The organism is Pseudomonas sp. GW460-LB5 (assembly GCF_059423245.1).
On sequence record NZ_JBWKXT010000017.1, the window covers coordinates 1 to 18,435 of the forward strand.

General features: G+C 62.5%; 19 protein-coding genes. 8 read left to right on the forward strand and 11 right to left on the reverse strand.

The features are described from left to right. Positions 1-388 precede the first annotated feature (388 nt). Both AC07XM_RS12615 and AC07XM_RS12620 read left to right on the forward strand, forming a co-directional pair. Positions 389-1,753: a glutamine synthetase family protein gene (locus tag AC07XM_RS12615; RefSeq protein WP_102689700.1), complete on the forward strand. Its 1,365-nt coding sequence runs from the start codon at positions 389-391 to the stop codon at positions 1,751-1,753. A 24-nt stretch (positions 1,754-1,777) separates the two neighbouring features. Then, the gene (locus AC07XM_RS12620; protein ID WP_096426622.1) at positions 1,778-3,085 is read left to right on the forward strand and encodes an NAD(P)/FAD-dependent oxidoreductase; all 1,308 of its coding nucleotides are present in this window, start codon (positions 1,778-1,780) and stop codon (positions 3,083-3,085) included. A gap of 157 nt (positions 3,086-3,242) precedes the next feature. Here AC07XM_RS12620 and fadD1 read toward each other — a convergent pair whose 3' ends face one another. Both fadD1 and fadD2 read right to left on the reverse strand, forming a co-directional pair. Further along, entirely contained in the window at positions 3,243-4,940 is a 1,698-nt protein-coding gene (gene fadD1 / locus AC07XM_RS12625) for a long-chain-fatty-acid--CoA ligase FadD1 (protein WP_016488560.1), read from the reverse strand. 359 nt (positions 4,941-5,299) lie between these two features. Beyond that, positions 5,300-6,988, reverse strand: a complete 1,689-nt coding sequence (gene fadD2, locus AC07XM_RS12630; RefSeq protein ID WP_095116770.1) for a long-chain-fatty-acid--CoA ligase FadD2 — start codon at positions 6,986-6,988, stop codon at positions 5,300-5,302. A 218-nt stretch (positions 6,989-7,206) separates the two neighbouring features. Here fadD2 and AC07XM_RS12635 point away from each other — a divergent pair, with 218 nt between their 5' ends. Beyond that, positions 7,207-8,151, forward strand: a complete 945-nt coding sequence (locus AC07XM_RS12635; RefSeq protein ID WP_102689701.1) for an alpha/beta hydrolase — start codon at positions 7,207-7,209, stop codon at positions 8,149-8,151. 34 nt (positions 8,152-8,185) lie between these two features. Continuing rightward, a complete protein-coding gene (locus AC07XM_RS12640; protein ID WP_016488563.1) occupies positions 8,186-8,656 on the forward strand; it encodes a MaoC family dehydratase in 471 nt (156 codons plus the stop codon). A 127-nt stretch (positions 8,657-8,783) separates the two neighbouring features. Here the strand turns inward: AC07XM_RS12640 and AC07XM_RS12645 are convergent, their stop codons facing one another. The 5 genes from AC07XM_RS12645 to AC07XM_RS12665 all read right to left on the reverse strand — a co-directional run bounded on the left by AC07XM_RS12645 (position 8,784) and on the right by AC07XM_RS12665 (position 11,837). Further along, a complete protein-coding gene (locus AC07XM_RS12645) occupies positions 8,784-10,022 on the reverse strand; it encodes an RNA polymerase sigma factor (protein ID WP_102689702.1) in 1,239 nt (412 codons plus the stop codon). After that, positions 10,022-10,507: an SRPBCC family protein gene (locus tag AC07XM_RS12650; RefSeq protein ID WP_016488565.1), complete on the reverse strand. Its 486-nt coding sequence runs from the start codon at positions 10,505-10,507 to the stop codon at positions 10,022-10,024. The genes AC07XM_RS12645 and AC07XM_RS12650 overlap by 1 nt, the downstream gene beginning before the upstream one ends. Before the next feature lie 21 nt (positions 10,508-10,528). Continuing rightward, complete coding sequence (locus AC07XM_RS12655; protein ID WP_016488566.1) at positions 10,529-10,873, reverse strand: YciI family protein; 345 nt, start codon at positions 10,871-10,873, stop codon at positions 10,529-10,531. Positions 10,874-10,917: 44 nt separating this feature from the next. Continuing rightward, positions 10,918-11,343 carry a YybH family protein gene (locus AC07XM_RS12660; protein WP_016488567.1) on the reverse strand — a complete coding sequence of 142 codons (426 nt, stop codon included), beginning with the start codon at positions 11,341-11,343 and terminating at the stop codon, positions 10,918-10,920. Between the two features lie 236 nt (positions 11,344-11,579). Continuing rightward, complete coding sequence (locus AC07XM_RS12665; protein ID WP_016488568.1) at positions 11,580-11,837, reverse strand: DUF2790 domain-containing protein; 258 nt, start codon at positions 11,835-11,837, stop codon at positions 11,580-11,582. A gap of 321 nt (positions 11,838-12,158) precedes the next feature. Here AC07XM_RS12665 and AC07XM_RS12670 point away from each other — a divergent pair, with 321 nt between their 5' ends. Continuing rightward, on the forward strand, positions 12,159-12,563 hold the full coding sequence (locus tag AC07XM_RS12670; RefSeq protein ID WP_256596964.1) for a GNAT family N-acetyltransferase: 405 nt from the start codon (positions 12,159-12,161) through the stop codon (positions 12,561-12,563). Here AC07XM_RS12670 and def read toward each other — a convergent pair. The 3 genes from def to AC07XM_RS12685 all read right to left on the reverse strand — a co-directional run bounded on the left by def (position 12,518) and on the right by AC07XM_RS12685 (position 14,345). Continuing rightward, positions 12,518-13,054: a peptide deformylase gene (gene def, locus AC07XM_RS12675; RefSeq protein WP_016488570.1), complete on the reverse strand. Its 537-nt coding sequence runs from the start codon at positions 13,052-13,054 to the stop codon at positions 12,518-12,520. The two genes, AC07XM_RS12670 and def, sit on opposite strands and share 46 nt — an antisense overlap. Beyond that, entirely contained in the window at positions 13,051-14,010 is a 960-nt protein-coding gene (locus AC07XM_RS12680; RefSeq protein ID WP_016488571.1) for a YihY/virulence factor BrkB family protein, read from the reverse strand. The genes def and AC07XM_RS12680 overlap by 4 nt, the downstream gene beginning before the upstream one ends. A gap of 155 nt (positions 14,011-14,165) precedes the next feature. Continuing rightward, a complete protein-coding gene (locus tag AC07XM_RS12685) occupies positions 14,166-14,345 on the reverse strand; it encodes a CsbD family protein (protein ID WP_016488572.1) in 180 nt (59 codons plus the stop codon). Positions 14,346-14,588: 243 nt separating this feature from the next. Here AC07XM_RS12685 and AC07XM_RS12690 point away from each other — a divergent pair, with 243 nt between their 5' ends. Both AC07XM_RS12690 and AC07XM_RS12695 read left to right on the forward strand, forming a co-directional pair. Beyond that, positions 14,589-16,061 (forward strand): right-handed parallel beta-helix repeat-containing protein, encoded by a 1,473-nt coding sequence (locus tag AC07XM_RS12690; RefSeq protein WP_102689704.1) that lies wholly within the window; start codon positions 14,589-14,591, stop codon positions 16,059-16,061. A gap of 86 nt (positions 16,062-16,147) precedes the next feature. After that, a complete protein-coding gene (locus AC07XM_RS12695) occupies positions 16,148-16,528 on the forward strand; it encodes a hypothetical protein (protein WP_016488574.1) in 381 nt (126 codons plus the stop codon). Positions 16,529-16,533: 5 nt separating this feature from the next. On the opposite strand, the gene AC07XM_RS12700 is transcribed toward AC07XM_RS12695, so the two are convergent. Then, on the reverse strand, positions 16,534-17,370 hold the full coding sequence (locus tag AC07XM_RS12700; protein ID WP_016488575.1) for a CvfB family protein: 837 nt from the start codon (positions 17,368-17,370) through the stop codon (positions 16,534-16,536). A 130-nt stretch (positions 17,371-17,500) separates the two neighbouring features. Here AC07XM_RS12700 and AC07XM_RS12705 point away from each other — a divergent pair, with 130 nt between their 5' ends. Next, positions 17,501-18,361, forward strand: a complete 861-nt coding sequence (locus AC07XM_RS12705) for a DUF6279 family lipoprotein (RefSeq protein WP_102689705.1) — start codon at positions 17,501-17,503, stop codon at positions 18,359-18,361. Positions 18,362-18,435: the final 74 nt, after the last annotated feature.

Sequence of the window (18,435 nt, forward strand, 5' to 3'; positions counted from 1 at the left end):
CCCCCCCCCCCCCCCCCCCCCCCCCCCCCCCCCGCTCCTGCAGGGATCGTATGGCGGCTGAAAGTTTAGCAAGGGCATATGTGAAGGTTGCCATTCACTGCTTTAATCAACCTTACGCCGCATGTGAGTATCAAAGGCATGACTCCCGTCCAGCCCATCGCGCCACCGTCTTCCCGCCCTTCGCTCCCGAAGGCCCGGAGCCGTGCCGGGGAAAATCCGCTGGTCCACATCATCCTCGCCTTCTGGGCCCTGTGGCACTGCCGCCACGCGCGCCCACCGGACACTTCGCTCACGCCATTGTGAACAAACCCGGCCAGCGTCTGGCCATTTGACTCAACTGGGCCGCCTGCTTGTGCGGTGGCCCTGTGCGTACGTGAGCGAATCAATCATGCACTTTGCACCCGCAGAGCAGGCTGCCCGTTTTCTGGCCGACAACCCCGATATCGAGCTGTTCGAACTGTTCATCCTTGACGCCAACGGCGTGCCGCGCGGCAAGCTGTTGCACCGCGAGGAACTGCTGGCCGTGTACCAGACCGGCCGGCCGCTGCCCAGCACCATCCTCGGTCTGACCCTGAACGGCGACGACGTAGAAAACTCGGGCCTGGTATGGGACGTGGGCGACATCGACTGCCGCGCCTACCCGCTCGAAGGCAGCCTGGTGCGCTTGCCCTGGCGCCGGGTGCCCACTGCTGCGGTGCAGGTCAGCATGCACCCGAGCGAAGGCCTGCCGGCCAGCGTCGCCGACCCGCGTCATGTGCTGCTGCGCACCATCGAAGCGCTGAAAGCCGACGGCTATCACCCGGTGATGGCCTGCGAGCTGGAGTTCTACCTGCTCGACCAGCAACGCGACGCCCAGGGCCGCCCGCAACCGGCGCTGGACAACGATGGTGGCCGCCCGCGCACCACCCAGGTCTATGGCCTGCGTGAACTGGAGCAGATCGAACCGTTCCTCGCCGACCTGTACGCGGCCTGCAAGGCCCAGGGCATTCCGGCGCGTACCGCTATTTCGGAATACGCACCCGGCCAGGTGGAAATCACCCTGGAGCACGGCGACGCCCTGCAGGCGATGGACCAAGCCGTGCGCTACAAGCGGCTGGTGAAAGGCGTGGCCCACGCCCACGGCATGCAGGCCTGCTTCATGGCCAAACCGTTTGCCAACCTGGCCGGTACCGGCATGCACATGCACCTGAGCCTGGCGGACAGCGCGGGCAACAACCTGTTCGCCAGTGAAGACAAAGCCGGCACCCCGCTGCTGCGTCAGGCCGTGGCCGGCATGCTGCGCCACCTGCGCGATTCGCTGCTGCTGTTCTGCCCCAACGCCAACTCGTTCCGCCGCTTCCAGGCCAACAGCTATGCGCCGCTGGCGCCGACCTGGGGCGTGGACAACCGCACCGTGAGCCTGCGTGTACCCGGCGGCCCGGCCAACAGCCGGCATGTGGAGCACCGCATTTGCGGCGCCGACGCCAACCCCTACCTGGCCGCAGCGGCTATTTTCGCCGCCAGCCACCGGGGCATCCGCGAACAGCTGGACCCGGGCGCACCGGTGGAAGGCAACGGCTATGCCCAGGCCACCGAACACCTGCCCACCGACTGGCTGACTGCCCTCGACGCCCTGCAACATTCCCATTGGGCCCGCGAAGCATTGGGCGAAGACTTCCTTGGCGTGTACCTGAAGGTCAAACGCGCCGAGTACCGCCAGTTCATGGCCGAAGTCAGCGAGCAGGACTGGCGCTGGTACCTGCACCAGGCCTGAGCCCCTACATAACAAGGAACACCCATGAACGCAGCATTGAACAAAGGCCCGGCGCAACGTGCGCCGTCCTACTACAGCGCCACGCTCAACGACCACACCGAGTACCCGCAGCTCAAGGGCACGGTACAGGTGGACGTGGCCATCATCGGTGGCGGCTTCACCGGCGTCGCCACGGCGGTGGAACTGGCCGAGCGTGGCCTGAAGGTCGCCATCGTCGAAACCAACCGCATCGGCTGGGGCGCCAGCGGGCGCAATGGCGGCCAGGTCACCGGCAGCCTGTCGGGCGACGAGGCCATGCGCACGCAGATGCGTAGCCACCTGGGCGCCGAAGTCGACGATTTCATCTGGCACCTGCGTTGGCGCGGGCACCAGGTGATCGAACAGCGCGTGGCGCGCTATGGCATCGACTGCGACCTCAAGCACGGCCACCTGCACGCGGCGATGAAGCCCTCGCACATGAACGAGCTGCGCGCATTCGAGGCCGAGGCCCAGCGCCGGGGCATGGGCGAGCAGGTGCAATTGCTCGACCGCGCCGCAGTGGCCGAGCACCTGCAGAGCCCGCTGTACCTGGGCGCGTTGAAGAACCTGCGCAACCTGCACCTGCACCCGCTCAACCTGTGCCTGGGTGAGGCGCGCGCTGCCCACAGCCTGGGTGCATTGATCTTCGAAAACTCCGAGGTGCTGGACATCGTCCACGGCCCGCGCCCGGCGGTGGTCACCGCCCACGGCCGGGTCGAGGCACGCCAGGTGATGCTGGCCGGCGATGTGTACCACAAACTGGAAAAGCGCCAACTCAAGGGCAAGATCTTTCCGGCCATGGGCGGTATCGTCACCACCGCGCCGCTGGGTGAACTGGCCGAGCAGATCAACCCGCAGGACCTGGCGGTGTACGACTGCCGCTTCGTGCTCGACTATTACCGCCTGACCGCCGACAAGCGCCTGCTGTTCGGCGGTGGCGCCAACTATTCCGGCCGTGACTCACGGGATATCGAAAGTGAACTGCGCCCGTGCATCGAGCGCACCTTCCCGGCATTGAAAGGCGTGCCGATCGAGTTCCAGTGGAGCTGCGCCATGGGCATCGTGGTCAACCGCATCCCGCAGTTGGGCAAGCTGTCGGACAACGTGTGGTACTGCCAGGGTTATTCGGGGCACGGCATTGCCACCAGCCACATCATGGGCGAAATCATGGCCGAGGCATTGACCGGGACGCTGGAGAAGTTCGACACCTTTGCCCAGTGCAAGCATGTGCGGGTGCCGATGGGGGATTTGCTGGGCAACCCGCTGCTGGCGGCGGGGATGTGGTACTACCAGATGCTGGAAAAACTGCGCTGAGCCTGAAGCGGTGCAACCTCGGCAGGAGCGGCCTTGTGCCGCGAAAGGGCCGCAAAGCGGCCCCAGGTTCTCAGCCGTAATGCTGAAATTGCTGGGGCCGCTTTGCGGCCCTTGCGCAGCACACGGCTGCTCCTGCAGGGACCGCGCTGGCGGGGCGTCAGGCGATCTTCTTCAAGCCCTGCTTCTTGAGTTCTTCATCGCGCAGCTCGCGGCGCAGGATCTTGCCCACGTTGGTGGTCGGCAGCGCATCACGGAACTCGATCAGGCGCGGTACCTTGTAGCCGGTAACGTTGGCACGCATGTGCTCCATCACCTGCTCCTTGGTCACGGTCATGCCCGGCTTGACCACGATAAACACCTTGATCACTTCACCTGACTTCTCGTCAGGCACACCAATGGCTGCACACTGCAGCACGCCCGGCAAGGCCGCCAGCACATCTTCCAGCTCGTTGGGGTACACGTTGAAGCCCGAGACCAGAATCATGTCCTTCTTGCGGTCGACGATGCGCATGTAACCGTCCGGCTGGATCAGGGCGATGTCACCGGTCTTCAGCCAGCCTTCGCTGTCCAAAATCTCGGCGGTGGCGTCTTCGCGCTGCCAATAGCCCTTCATCACCTGCGGGCCCTTGACGCACAGTTCGCCCACCTCGCCCAACGGTAGCTCGTGGCCGGCGTCATCGATGATCTTGCACAGGGTGGACGGCACCGGAATACCGATGGTACCCACCTGGTTGGCTTCTGCCGGGTTCACCGCCGCCACCGGGCTGGTTTCGGTCATGCCGTAGCCTTCGCAGATGGCGCAACCCGTAACGGCCTTCCAGCGCTCGGCCACGCTCAGTTGCAGGGCCATGCCGCCCGACAGGGTAATTTTCAGCGCCGAGAAGTCCAGTGCACGGAACGCCTCGCTGTTGCACAGGGCAACGAACAGCGTGTTGAGGCCGACAAAGCCGCTGAACTTCCACTTGCCCAGTTCCTTGACCATGGCAGGCAGGTCACGGGGGTTGCTGATCAGCACGTTGTGGTTGCCGATGAGCATCATTGCCATGCAATGGAAGGTAAAGGCGTAGATGTGGTACAGCGGCAGCGGGGTGATGAGGATTTCGCAGCCTTCGTGCAGGTTCGCGCCCATCAGCGCTCGGCACTGCAGCATGTTGGCCACCAGGTTACGGTGGGTCAGCATGGCGCCTTTGGCCACACCGGTGGTGCCACCGGTGTACTGCAGCACGGCCACGTCGTTGGCCTGCGGGTTGGCCTCGGTCACCGGCTGGCCCTTGCCCAACGCCAGCGCGTCGTTGAAGCGCACGGCCTGCGGCAGGCTGTAGGCCGGCACCATCTTCTTCACGTACTTGATCACGCTGTTGATCAGCAGGCGCTTGAGCGGGGGCAGCAGGTCGGCCACTTCGGTGACGATGACGTGCCTGACCTGGGTCTTGGGTACCACCTTCTCGGCCAGGTGGGCCATGTTGGCCAGGCACACCAAAGCCTTGGCGCCGGAGTCGTTGAACTGGTGTTCCATCTCCCGCGCGGTGTACAGCGGGTTGGTGTTGACCACGATCAGCCCAGCACGCATGGCGCCGAAGACCGCGACCGGGTATTGCAGGACATTGGGGAGCTGCACGGCAATGCGGTCACCCGGCTTGAGGTCGGTATGCTGCTGCAGCCAGGCGGCAAACGCCCCCGACAGCGCATACAGCTCGCCATAAGTGATAGTCTTGCCCAGGTTGCTAAAGGCCGGTTTGTCGGCAAAGCGTTGGCAGGATTGCTTGAGTACTGCCTGGATATTGGGGAATTCGTCAGGATTGATTTCCGCCGTAACCCCGGCTGGGTACTTATCCTTCCAAAAATTTTCGATCATGGAAGCCCACTCCTTCAGCAACAGCGAAGTTCGATTGGCGCGTCGATGCGCTTATTATTGATATGAGACGGCGGTTCGTTGCAAACCGGATCGTCTGAAAGCGGGCCGAGAGTAACAGCTTTGCCTGGGGTCGCCTAGAGGCCAAAACAGGCCTTGCAGTCACAAAAATGACTCAATGAACAATACAGGTCATTTTTAGAGTTTTTAACCAAAATGTCGCAGATCAGGCTGAAACAGGCCTGTTAGACCACCTTGAACGCATTCGCGGGTGAACCCGCTGCCACAGGGGACCGCACAAAGCTTGGAGGCTGTGCAGTACCTGTGGGAGCGGGTTCACCCGCGAAACAGCCAACACAGACTCAAGCTATGTCGCGCAGCTCCCGCCGCAAGATCTTGCCCACCGGCGTCATCGGCAACGACTCGCGCAGCACGATGTGCTTGGGTACCTTGTAGCCGGTGAAGTTGGCCTTGCAGTAGGCCTTGAGCTCTTCCACGCTCAGCCCGCCCTCGCGCGGCACCACGAACAGCTTCACTGCCTCGCCAGAACGCTCGTCCGGCACGCCGATGGCGGCACAGTTGGCAACCTTGGGGTGGCCCATCACCACGTCCTCGATCTCGTTGGGGTACACGTTGAAGCCCGAGACGATGATCATGTCCTTCTTGCGGTCGACGATGCGGGTGAAACCGTCCGGGTCGATCACCGCGATATCACCCGTCTTGAACCAGCCGTCCGCATCCAGGGCCTGGGCAGTGGCCTCAGGCTGCTGCCAGTAACCCTTCATCACCTGTGGCCCCTTGATGCACAACTCGCCCCGCTCGCCCAGGGGCAATTCGTTGCCATCGTCGTCAATTACCTTGAAGGCGGTACCCGCTACCGGGATGCCCACCGTACCCAGGCGCGCCAGCTGGCCATAGGGGTTGGTGCTGGCCACCGGCGAGGTTTCTGTCAGGCCGTAGCCTTCGACAATGCGGCACCCGGTAAGCGCCTCCCAGCGCTCGGCGGTGGCCTTGACCAGCGCCGTGCCGCCAGAGTTGGTGACCTTCAGCGCCGAGAAATCCAGCTGGCGGAAACCGGGATGGTCCATCAATGCGACAAACAGGGTGTTCAGCCCCAACAGCGCCGAGAAACGCCACTTGCCCAGCTCCTTGATGAAGCCGGGGATGTCACGCGGGTTGGTGATCAGGACGTTGTGGTTGCCGGTGACCATCATGCACATGCAATTCGCGGTAAAGGCATAGATATGGTAAAGCGGCAGGGGTGCGATCATCACCTCCTGGCCGTCCTTGAGCAGCTTCTGCCCGTCGGGGCCGTGCTGCGAGAAGCAGGCCAGCACCTGCAACATGTTGGCCACCAGGTTGCCGTGGGTGAGCATGGCGCCCTTGGCCAGGCCGGTGGTGCCGCCGGTGTACTGCAGCACGGCGATGTCGTCCAGGCTCAATGGCACCGGTTTGGGCGAGTGCTCGCGGCCCTCGCGCAGCACCTGTTTGAACGATATCGCCTGGGGTAGCTGGTAAGCGGGCACCATCTTCTTCAGCTTGTCGACCACCGTGTTGACCAGCCAGCCCTTGGCGGCAGGTAACAGGTCGCCCATCTTCGCCTCGATCAGGTACTCGATGCCGGTATCGGGCAGCACTTCCTGCACCCGCTTGCCGAACATGTTCAGGTACACCAGCGCACGTGCGCCACTGTCCTTGAACTGGTGGCGCATTTCGCGCTCGGTGTACAGCGGGTTGGTGTTGACCACAATCAGGCCGGCACGCATGGCACCAAAGACCGCGATCGGGTATTGCAGCACGTTGGGCATCTGCACCGCGATGCGGTCACCCGGCTTGAGGCCGGTGTGCTGCTGCAACCAGGCGGCGAAGGCTGCCGAGTGGCGCTCCAGCTCCCCGTAGGTCAGGGTCACGCCCAGGTTGCTGAACGCCGGGCGGTCGGCAAAGCGCTTGCAGGAGCGCTCGAATACCTCGACGACCGAGGTGTAGGCATTGATGTCGATGGTGGAAGGCACGCCCGCCGGGCGCTTGTCATTCCAGAAGTCGGCTTGCATTTATTATTGTTCCTCTGCCTGGACCTGCACTGCGTCCTTTAGTCCTTTACCTGATTGCCTGCCGGCAAAAAGGCGTTGCTCCGACGTTAGCAGGTAAGCCCAAGGCGGCATATACGCCAAGTGCCGCCATTAACATTGTGAATCTTATTTGTGCCCTTCCTGCAATCCGGCCGGTTGTGCATACACTGTTCGGGTACCCGCGCGCACAAGGACCCGCCATGCCCCACGACGCCTTCTGGCTCCCCGCCAGCGAGCACTGCAGCCTGTATGTACATCAATGGCTGCCGGCCACACCGGTAAAGGCCGTGGTGCTGCTGGCCCATGGCATGGCCGAGCATGCCGGGCGCTACCAGCGCCTGGGGCATGCCCTGAACGAGGCCGGCTTTGCCCTGTTCGCTGCCGACCAGCGCGGCCACGGGCGCAGCGCCGAGCTGGGCAGCCGCGGCCTGTTCGCCCGCCATCATGGCTGGAATGCCGTAGTCAATGACGTTGGGTTGCTGGCCCAGCACATCGGCCAGCAGTACCCGTGCACGCCGCTGTTTCTGTTCGGCCACAGCATGGGCAGCTACATTGCCCAGGCTTACCTGCTGCACCACAGCGCCAGCCTGCACGGGGCGATTCTCAGTGGCTCCAACTACCAACCGGCGGCGCTGTACCGCCTGGCGCGGCTGATTGCCCGGCTGGAGAGCTGGCGCCAAGGGCCGCAAGGCAAGAGTGCGTTGATCGAATGGTTGTCGTTCGGGTCGTTCAATAAAGCGTTCAAACCCAACCGCACGGCGTTCGACTGGCTTAGCCGCGACCCAGCCGAGGTCGACCTGTACGTCAACGACCCGTTGTGCGGCTTTCGCTGCAGCAACCAGCTGTGGCTCGACCTGCTGCAAGGCTTGGCGCAGATCAGCCAGCCGGGTAACCTCGCGCAGATCGATCCGAACCTGCCCATGCTGGTAATCGGTGGCGAATGTGATCCGGTCAGTGCCGGCAAGCGTCTAACCCATCTGGCCGACGCCCTGCGCGCGACCGGCAATCGACATGTACAGCTGCGCGTCTATCCTGAGGCGCGGCATGAAGTACTCAACGAAACCAACCGTGACGAGGTCACCGCCGATATTCTCGGCTGGCTTGAGCAGGCGCTGGCCCTTGGCCGCCCCGTGCGCAGTGAATGATAGCCGCCCTCGCCTAACGCTTAAGGAAGCACCGATGTCCCAGGTCACCAACACGCCTTACGAAGCCCTCGAAGTTGGCCAGACGGCCGAGTACAAGAAGTCCGTTGAAGAACGCGACATCCAGCTGTTCGCTGCCATGTCCGGTGACCACAACCCGGTTCACCTGGATGCCGAGTTCGCCGCCAAGAGCATGTTCCGCGAGCGTATTGCCCATGGCATGTTCAGCGGCGCGCTGATCAGTGCTGCGGTGGCCTGCACCCTGCCAGGCCCTGGCACCATCTACCTGGGCCAGCAGATGAGCTTCCAGAAGCCGGTGAAGATTGGCGACACCCTGACCGTGCGCCTGGAGATTCTCGAGAAGTTGCCCAAGTTCAAGGTGCGCATTGCCACCAACGTGTACAACCAGAACGATGAGCTGGTGGTCCAGGGTGAGGCCGAAATCCTGGCGCCGCGCAAGCAGCAGACAGTCGAGCTGGTGTCGCCGCCGAATTTCGTGGCTAGCTGAAGATTGATGTAGACCGCACCGGCCTCTTCGCGGGTAAACCCGCTCCCACAGGTACAGCACCATGCTCAAGTCTGTGGTGATCCTGCTGGGAGCGGGTTTACCCGCGAAGAGGCCAGCGCAGCCAACATCACTCGATGACTTTCAGCCGCTGCTCGATATGCCGCCGCTCCGGCGCCTGCCGGGTCAGCGCCAGCGCCTGGCGCCAGGCCGCACGCGCCTCCTCCACCTGCCCCAACTGGTAATGCAGCTCGGCCCGCGCCGCGTGCGCCAGGTGATAGTCCAGCAGATCACCGCGCGCCAGAATCCCTTCGACTTCCCGCAGGCCCACTTGCGGCCCATCGCGCTTCGCCAGCGCCACCGCCCGGTTCAGTTCCACCACCGCTGACGGCCAATGCCGCTGCAACACATCATACAGCCCGACGATTTCCACCCAGTCCGTTTCTTCTGCGGTTGCCGCTTCAGCGTGCACAGCGGCGATCGCTGCCTGCACCGTGTAGGCACCGAACGCCCGGCTTTGCAGGGCCTGGCGCACCAGCTCGCAGCCCTCGTCAATGCGTTGCCGGTCCCACAGGCTGCGGTCCTGTTGTTCCAGCAGCACAAGGTTGCCCTGGGCATCGGTGCGCGCCTGCTGCCGCGATGCCTGAAGCAGCATCAAGGCCAGCAGGCCGTTGGCCTCCGCGTCAGGCAACAATTGCACCAGCAGCCGCGCCAGGCGAATGGCTTCATCGCTCAGCTCCTGCTGCAGCAGTGACTCGCCCGACGACGCCGAATAGCCTTCGTTGAACACCAGGTATATCACCCGTAACACGCTCTCCAGGCGCTCGGGCAGTTCGCTCAACGCTGGTACCTGGTAGGGGATGCCGGCATCGCGGATCTTGGCTTTGGCGCGCACGATGCGCTGGGCGATGGTAGTCGGGCTTTGCAGGAAGGCGCGGGCAATCTGCTCGGTGGTCAAGTCGCAGACTGCGCGCAGGGTCAGCGGTACCTGGGCATCGGCCGACAGCGCCGGGTGGCAACAGGTGAAAATCAGCCGCAGGCGGTCATCCGCCAACAACTCTTCTTCGCTGGGGTCCTGCCCCTGGCCGTCGAGCAGCATGCTCAAGTCTGCCTGGGAGCGATCGAAACGTGCGCGTCGGCGCAGTGCATCGATGGCCTTGAAGCGCCCGGTGGAGACCAGCCACGCCCGTGGGTTCTCGGGGATGCCATCACGCTGCCAGCGCTCGACGGCGATGAAGAAGGCATCATGCATGGCCTCCTCGGCCAGGTCGAAATCACCCAGCAGGCGGATCAATGTCGCCAGGATGCGCCGCGACTCCCGCCGGTACACCGACTCGACTTCGGCGCGCACCTGCGCCAGGGCTGTCATCAGTCGGGCATCCGCTGGGTCACCACCTCCACCAGGCGGTCCAGGCTTTCTCCCCAGCCCTGATAAAAACCCATTTCTTCATGGGCCCGGCAGTCAGCAGCATTCCAGTGCCAGGCGCGGGCGGTGTAGCGGGTTTTGCCCTGCTCCTCGTCAAAGCTGATCACGGCGGTCATGAAGGCCTTTTCTGACGGCACCCAACCGGGGCCAAAGGCATCGGTGAACACCAACCGTCGCGGCGCGGCAATGTCAAGAAACACGCCCTGGGTCGGGTATTCGCTACCATCCGGCGCTCGCATCAGGGTGCGGAATACCCCCCCGATCCACAACTGCATCTCGCACTCCGGGGTGGTCATGCCATGCGGCCCCCACCACTGCATCAGCCAATGGGGTTCGCTCCAGGCGCGAAACACCTTGGCCGGCGGTGCGTCAATCAGGCGGCTGATGGACAACTCGTGTTGCGCTTGCGCGGGGTGTGCAAGGCTCATGCTGATGGTTCTCCGTAGCTGTCAGGGTTGCAGTTCACGCACCGGTCGCACCTCGACACTGCCGACCCGTGCCGCAGGGATGCCCTTGGCGATATTCAGCGCTTCGTTCAGGTCGCGGGCCTCCACCAGGTAAAAGCCGGCGAGTTGCTCCTTGGTTTCGGCATACGGGCCGTCGGTCAGGCTCATGTGCCCGTTACGCACACGTACCGTGGTGGCGGTCTGCACAGGCTTGAGCGCCTCGGCCGCCAGCATTCGCCCCGAGCCATGTACAGCTTCGGCGTAGGCCAGGCATTCGGCGTCTTCCGGGCTGTCGGGCAAGCTATGCAGCAGCCCCTCGTCACAATAGACCAGGCACAGGTATTTCATGGTCGCCTCCAGGGCATCGGCAAAGTGCGTTTGGCGATAACGGCTCAGGGCTTGAGATCGAACAGGGCTTTTTGCGTCTCCATGTCGAAGGGTGCCGACCAGTGTTCGTGGATCACCCGCCACTGGCCACCTTGACGACGATAGCCCACGGTCGCGCGCATGAAGCCGCACTGGCTTTCGTCGTCGCCTGGGCCGCAGCGGTTCAGCCAGTGGGCCAGGGCCAGGTCGCCATCGGCGTGGACGGTAAGCTGGGCAAGTTCGAAGACCATGGGCCCGGTGCACATGCCCATGCACATTTCCCAGTGCGCCGTGTAGGCGGCCTTGCCTTTGAATTGCAGGGCCTGGATGGCATCGAAGGCAACGATGTCATCGGCATAGGGGGCGGTGATGCTGGGGATGTCGCGATCGCGCACGGCCTGCATCCAGCGCTCGATCAGTTGGCGGATCTCGGTTTCGGCTGCGGTGCTCATCGGGGTGCCTCCGACAGTACGTAGGGTTTTGACACGCAGTGCGGCGTGCCTTCACCTATGGTCGAACGGAGAGCAGAGTAATCGACAACGCTTGAAAATATTCTGAATGCTGATCGCCCCATCGCCGGCAAGTCAGCTGCCACAGGGGTAGCACAACATGCAAATGCTGCGACAACCTTGTGGGCGCTGGCTTGCCGGCGATGAGGCCATCAGCAACTACATTGGATACCTGTCGGTCAACCTTGCTGGCAACCTTCACCCATAGCCCGGTACTGGATGGTATGCACCTGGCCCTGGTGGTCTTCGTAGGTCATGGTCGCAGGTACCACTTCGCAGACATTGGGGATGGTCGACAGGTTGATCACCCGCTTGATGTCCAGGTTCATGGAGTAGTCGTACTGCTGGGCCACAGGCTCGCTGGAGACGGGTTTGACCTCATCGGCAAGGGCGAACGAGGACATACCGACCAATGCAAGAATCAGTAATGGTTTCATGTGAGTGTGCCTTTTGAGCATTCAAGCTGATCGATTGACTTCTATTGCCGTACCCGGCGCGGAGAAGTTGCCATCTACGGTGAAGATGGCACGAAGTACCGATCCCGCTTCGTACTGCCAGGGGGGATGAGTAAAATTCTACTCCCGGTTGCCAATAGTTGAACCCTGAACTCGGATATTCACCGTTGCCCGATTTGCAACAATCTGCGTCAAAATGGCCGCAACATCTCAGGCCAGAGCCTTTGGCCAGCTTTCAGGGAAGGACGCGTCATCTCATTAAAAAATATTCACTGCTCGACACTTGCGGCCACAGAACGCCGGCTGCTGGAGCATTTTTACCGCCAACACGGCTCGCGCATGCGTGCTGCAAGCGACGCTGAACTGTGGGTGGCACGCGCCCCAGGCATCATTGCGGGCTTGAGCCTCAGTGCGGTAGGCGAAGGATTATGGCTGACGGGGCTGTTCGTCGACCCGCAACTGCGCGGCCAAGGGGTGGCCGGGCGGTTGATCGACGCGGCGCTGCAACACGCGGGCGGACCAACCTGGCTGTTCTGCCACCCGGACCTGGCGCCCTTCTATCAGCGCCTGGGTTTCCACATAGCCGGGCAACTGCCCGAAACCCTGGCCAGCCGCTTGCAGCGCTACCAGCGCAGCAAACGCCTGGTAGCCCTGCAGCGGGGTCAATCGTCGCTGACCTCGAGCCCGGGGAATAGCACCTCGGTGTAGCCGAACTTGGCAAAGTCCTGGATACGCGATGGGTACAGCCGGCCGATCAGGTGGTCACACTCGTGCTGCACCACCCGCGCATGGAAACCGTCGGCAAAGCGGTTGATCGGGTTGCCTTGGGGGTCGACCCCTTCGTAGCAGATATGCTTGAAGCGTGGCACCACACCGCGCAGGCCCGGTACCGACAGGCAACCTTCCCAGCCGTCCTCCACTTCAGTGGACATCGGCGTGATGACCGGGTTGATCAAAATGGTCTGCGGCACCGCTTCGGCATCCGGGTAGCGCTCGCTGCGCTCGAAGCCGAAAATCACCAACTGCAGGTCGATACCAATCTGTGGCGCGGCCAAGCCTACGCCGCCCACATGGCGCATGGTTTCGAACATGTCGTCGATCAGTTGCTGCAGTTCGACAGTGCCGAGCATGTGCTCGGGCACGGGCGGGGCGATGCGCAGCAGGCGTTCGTCGCCCATCTTTAGAATGTCACGGATCATCTGGGGTTCGGCTCGGAAGGTTGGTGCTCGCTGGGTTGCGGGTGCTCATGGCCCAGCACGGTGATGGTTTGCGGAGCCTTGTGCCCTTCGAAATCTTTCTCACCAGGGTTTTTACCCTCGCTCGACATGTGCTCGATCACCGCGTTCATCTCCGCGCCCAGCAGCAATACGGCAGCGGAAATATAGAAATACAGCAACAGCACGATGATTGCACCAATGCTGCCGTACATCGCGTTGTAGTCGGCAAATGTTTTCACGTAATAAGCAAAGCCCAGGGAAGCCACGATCCACACCACCACTGCCAGCACCGAACCGGGTGTAATGAAGCGAAACTTTTGTTTCACGTCAGGCATGACGTAGTAGATCAGGGCCACTGCCACCATCAGCAAGATGATGATCACTGGCCAGCGCAGGATGGTCCAGAGTGTGACGATGAACTCCTGCATACCAATCTGGGCGGCGATCCATTCCATCACCTGCGGGCCCAGTACCATCAGTGCTGCGGCCGCCAGCAACATGCCGGCCAGGCCGATGGTGTAGAAAATGGAAAGCGGGATACGCTTCCAAACCGGGCGGCCTTCGGGCACATCGTAAGCAGCGTTCATCGCGCTCATCATCAGGCGTACGCCGGCCGATGCGGTCCACAAGGCAATCACGATACCCACCGACAACAGCCCGCCCTTGGACTGCTGCAACTGGTCGATCACCGGGTTGACCTGTTCCAGCGCCTGCGGTGGCAGTACCAGTTCCGACTGCAGCCGCAGCCAGGAAAAGAAGTCCGGCAAATGCAGAAAACCAATCAGGGCAATGAGGAACAGCAAGAAAGGGAACAGCGAAAACAGTGCTTGGTAAGCCAGCGCAGAGGCATAGGTGGACATTTCGTCATCAAGGAATTCCTTGACGGTGCGCACCAGCACGCGGTGCAAGGGCAGGCCCTGCAGGGCGGAAAAAATCATAGCGTCTCCTTTCGCCGCTCGATCGATTCAACAGACAAGTCTAATAGACCATACCGCTGCTGTGCTGCTCCCGGCCAATGCATCAGAAAAGGTTCAAGCCCTTATAGGCCTCTTCGCGGGCCTGCCCGCGAAGAGGCCGGTACAGGTTGCTCAAATCAAGGCTTTTTCACCGCGTCCTTTACATCGCCCTTGATCTGCTGCGCCTCGCCTTTGACTTCCTGCGCCTTGCCCTCTGCACGCAGCTTGTCGTTGCCGGTTACCTTGCCAACACCCTGTTTCACGTTGCCGATTGCTTCGTTGGCCAGACCTTTCGCTTTGTCTTTAGTACCGCTCATGGCAAAACTCCTGCAAATGGAGACACGTGAACCGTGTCGACAGAAGGTGGACCCAACACCCTCGCCAGGAGTTTCAACGAATTTTCCATTCGCAAGCCGAACGGTAAAACTGCGGGCGAATACCGCACCAAATCACCCCGGCGCACCTACGCAGCCAGCACAGCTGCCCTAGAATGCCCGCAAACGTCCGCCCACAGCAGGCTGGCACTCGATAAGAACAATGTTTTCCGGATACCCGCACCCATGCGTCTGATGCCTGCACTGGTGGCCTTGCTGCCACTGCTCCCCCTGCCCGCCCTGGCCGCTGCACCGGCCAACTCCGAAACCTTGCGTGTCGAGCGTTACGCCGACGACGGCCAACCCGGTTCGCTGCGCTGGGCCATCGAAACCAGCAACCAGAACCCCAGCCACTACAGCATCGACATTGCCGCTGTCGGCAAACCGCCTTACATCATTCGCCCCAGCCGTGCGCTCCCAGACATCAAGGGCCCAGTGCGCATCACCGGCCTGCCTTGGGCGCGCGATGGCCAGTACATCGCCATCGACGGTTCGGCCTACATCAAGGACCAGGGCGTACGCACCTGCCCCGGCGCCCTGCCCGGCCAGTTCGGCACCAACGTGCGCACCACCACCAACCCCGGGCTGGTGCTGCGCGACACCCAGGGCGTGCACCTGAGCGGCCTGGAAGTGCGCAACTTTTGCATCGGCATCCTGGTCAACCGCGCCAGTGGCAACGTGATCGAAGACAACCGCATCATCGCCAACAAGGGCGGCGCTGGCATCATGCTGACCGGTGACGACGGCGCGGGTAACCCCACCGCTACCACCACGAACAACAACAAGGTGCTGCGCAACCAGCTGATCGACAATGGCGACGGCCTGGAGCTGACCCGCGGCGCGGCATTCAACCTGGTGGCCGATAACCTGTTCCGCTCCACCTCGGCCAACCCCGAGCCATCGCAGGGTATCGAGATTCTGTTGGGCAACGACAACAGCGTGGTGCGCAACCGCTTCGAAAACTACTCCGACGGCCTGCAGATCAACTGGGGCAAGCGCAACTACCTGGCTGCCAACACGTTCACTGGTAACTCGATCGGCGTCAGCGTTACCGGCGATGGCAACATCCTCGACGGCAACCTGATCCACGGCAACCGCATCGGCGTGGCACTGCGCCCGGAGCCGGAGGCCACCGCCACACGCCTGAGCGGCAATCGCATCTGGGGTAACAGCCAGGATATCCGCCGCTGCGAAGCTGGCGGTTCGTGCGTGCCGGGCCAGCGCACAGGCGCCATCGTGTTTGGCGTACCGGCCCAGGCGCATGCGCTGTATGTGGGCTCGCGCGGCGTGGGGGCCGACTTGCCGAAGAAAGACCAGGCAATCATCTGCGATGCCAACGGCGAGCCCAAGCCTTGCCAACCGCTGCCCAACCATAACCAGCAAGCGCCACACCTGATTGCGCTGCAAGGCAATGTGTTGCGTGGTGAAGTGCAGGGGCCGGCGTCGAGCCTGCTGCGGGTGGAGTTGTTTGGCAATGCCGAGGCGGATGGCACCGAGGCGCAGCAGTACCTCGGGGAGGTGCTGGTGAACAGTGACAAGCAGGGCCAGGCGCGGTTTGCGCAGGTGCTGGAGGGCATCGGCGGGCTGCGCAGTTTTACTGCGACCGTGACGACAGCTGACGGGGCAACATCCGAGTTGAGCCTGCCGGTTCGGCGTTAACGCTACCGGCCTGTTCGCGGGCTTGCCCCGCCCGGTGCCACCCCTCACAATGCAGGCCTTCATAGCGTCAACCCGCAGGAACCTGCATGAAACTCGACAAACCCGCCGCCATCGCCCGGCGCAACGAAGCACTGGCCAAGCCGGTGCTGAACAGCAGCAATACGCTGTTCGCCATCCTGGACAACAAACGCAACCTGTGGTGGTTCGAAGTGCCTGTGGCGCTGCTGGGCAAGGGCCAGGCCGACTGGGTCAACCTGCTGCTGCACACGCCAGAAAGCGATGAGCTGCAGCACCTGAAGGTGCCCACCAACTTCCTCAAGGCTCACCTGGAGCAGATGGAAGTGCGCAAGCCCGGCAAGCGCCGTTCCACCATCAGCCTTGCGCTCAGCGCCGACCGCGATTCGCTGCTGCGCGACACCCGCCCGGGTGGCGAGCAGCTGGACTTCCGCAACTTCGTGCAGGCTTAAGGCGGTCAGACCTTCTCGATACGGTCGTCATGGATGACGATCAGGCCCTGCTTGAACAACGCGCCGATGGCCTTCTTGAAGTTGCCCTTGCTGACGTTGAACAGCTTGCTGATCAGCGCCGGGTCGCTCTTGTCGCACACGCCCAACACCCCACCTTCAGCCTCCAGACGCGCCATGATCTGCTCTTGCAGGCTGTCAGCCAGGGCCGCACCCACCGGTTGCAGGCTCAGGGCGATCTTGCCGTCGTGGCGCACTTCCTTGATGAAGCCCTTTTCGTGCATGCCCGAACGCAGGAACTTGAACACCTCATTCTTGTGGATCAGGCCCCAGTGGCGGTTATTGATGATGGCCTTGAAGCCCATCGGCGTTTCGCCGGCCACCAGCAACTCGACCGGTTGCCCGACTTTGTAGTCGGCCGGGGTGACGTCGAGGTAACGGTCCAGGCGCGACGTAGCGGTGATGCGGCGGGTGCGCTTGTCGAGGTAGACGTGCACCACGCAGTAATCGCCGATCTTCAGCTGCCGAGCCTCTTCCGAGTACGGCATCAGCAGGTCCTTGGGCAGGCCCCAGTCCAGGAAGATACCGGCCCCGTTGATGTCCTTGACCTTGAGGCTGGCAAACTCACCCACCTGAACCTTGGGCTTTTCAGTGGTAGCGATCAGCTGGTCTTCGCTGTCCAGATAGATGAACACGTTCAGCCAGTCATCCACCTCGGTTTCGGCGTTTTTCGGGATGTAGCGCCCCGGCAGCAGGATTTCGCCATCGGCGCCGCCGTCCAGGTACAGGCCGAAGTCCACGTGTTTCACGATTTGCAAACTGTTGTAACGCCCAAGCAGAGCCATTTCCGATGATCCTCAAGACAAGGCGGCTATTCTACACCTGAAGCCACCGCATGGCCCGACCACTGATACAGTTGAACCGCCAGCCCGCCCTTGCGTCTACCCTCTGGCCAGACTGAGGAAGGAACAGCACATGCCGCTACGCCTGCTCAAAGCCTTGCTTGTCGCCGTCGGCTTCGCACTGGCCCTGGCCGCCTGCAGCCGCATCGACCTGGCCTACCGCAACCTCGACCGCCTGGTGCCGTGGTCGCTGGGCGATTACCTGGACATGAACAGCGAGCAGAAGGCCTTGCTCGACGACCGCTTGCGCGAGCACCTGGCCTGGCATTGCAAGACCCAGCTGCCCGGCTACCTCGACTGGCTGGACCGGGTACGCGGCATGGTCGCCGATGGCCAAGTGACCGACCAGGCCCTGCAGCAACGTACCCGTGAGGCCCGTGAGGCGATTGGCCGGGTGGCAGAGGAAATCACCCCATCGGCCACTGAACTGTTGCGCGGCATGAGCGATACCCAAGTGGCGCAGATGCGCGAAGCGTTCCGCGATGACATCAGCGAACGGCAGAAAAAGTACGTGGATACGCCGCTGCCCAAACAGATCGCCCGCCGTAGCGAACGCATGGAGAAACGCCTGACCCCGTGGTTCGGCGAGTTGTCGGCAGCACAGAAGCAACGGGTCCAGGCCTGGTCCACAGCGTTGGGCGACCAGAACCGCGAATGGATCGCCAACCGCGCCCACTGGCAGCAGCAATTGTTGCTGGCGATGAACCAGCGCAATGACGCCAGCTTTGAACCACGCCTGGCGACACTGTTGCAGCGCAAGGAAAGTCTGTGGACGCCTGAATACCGCTCAGCGTTTCAAAATACCGAACAACAGGCGCGCAGCCTGCTGGTGGACCTGGTGCAGCTGAGCACCCCGCAACAGCGGCGGTTCTTGCAAGAAAAGCTGGGCAAGGTGCGGACTGATTTCGGTGAATTGAAGTGTTTGAAGGGGTGAAGTCACTGGTTGCCTGCCTTGGCCCTATCGCCGGCAAGCCAGCGCCCACAGGTCCCCGAGAACGCTCAGCCCTG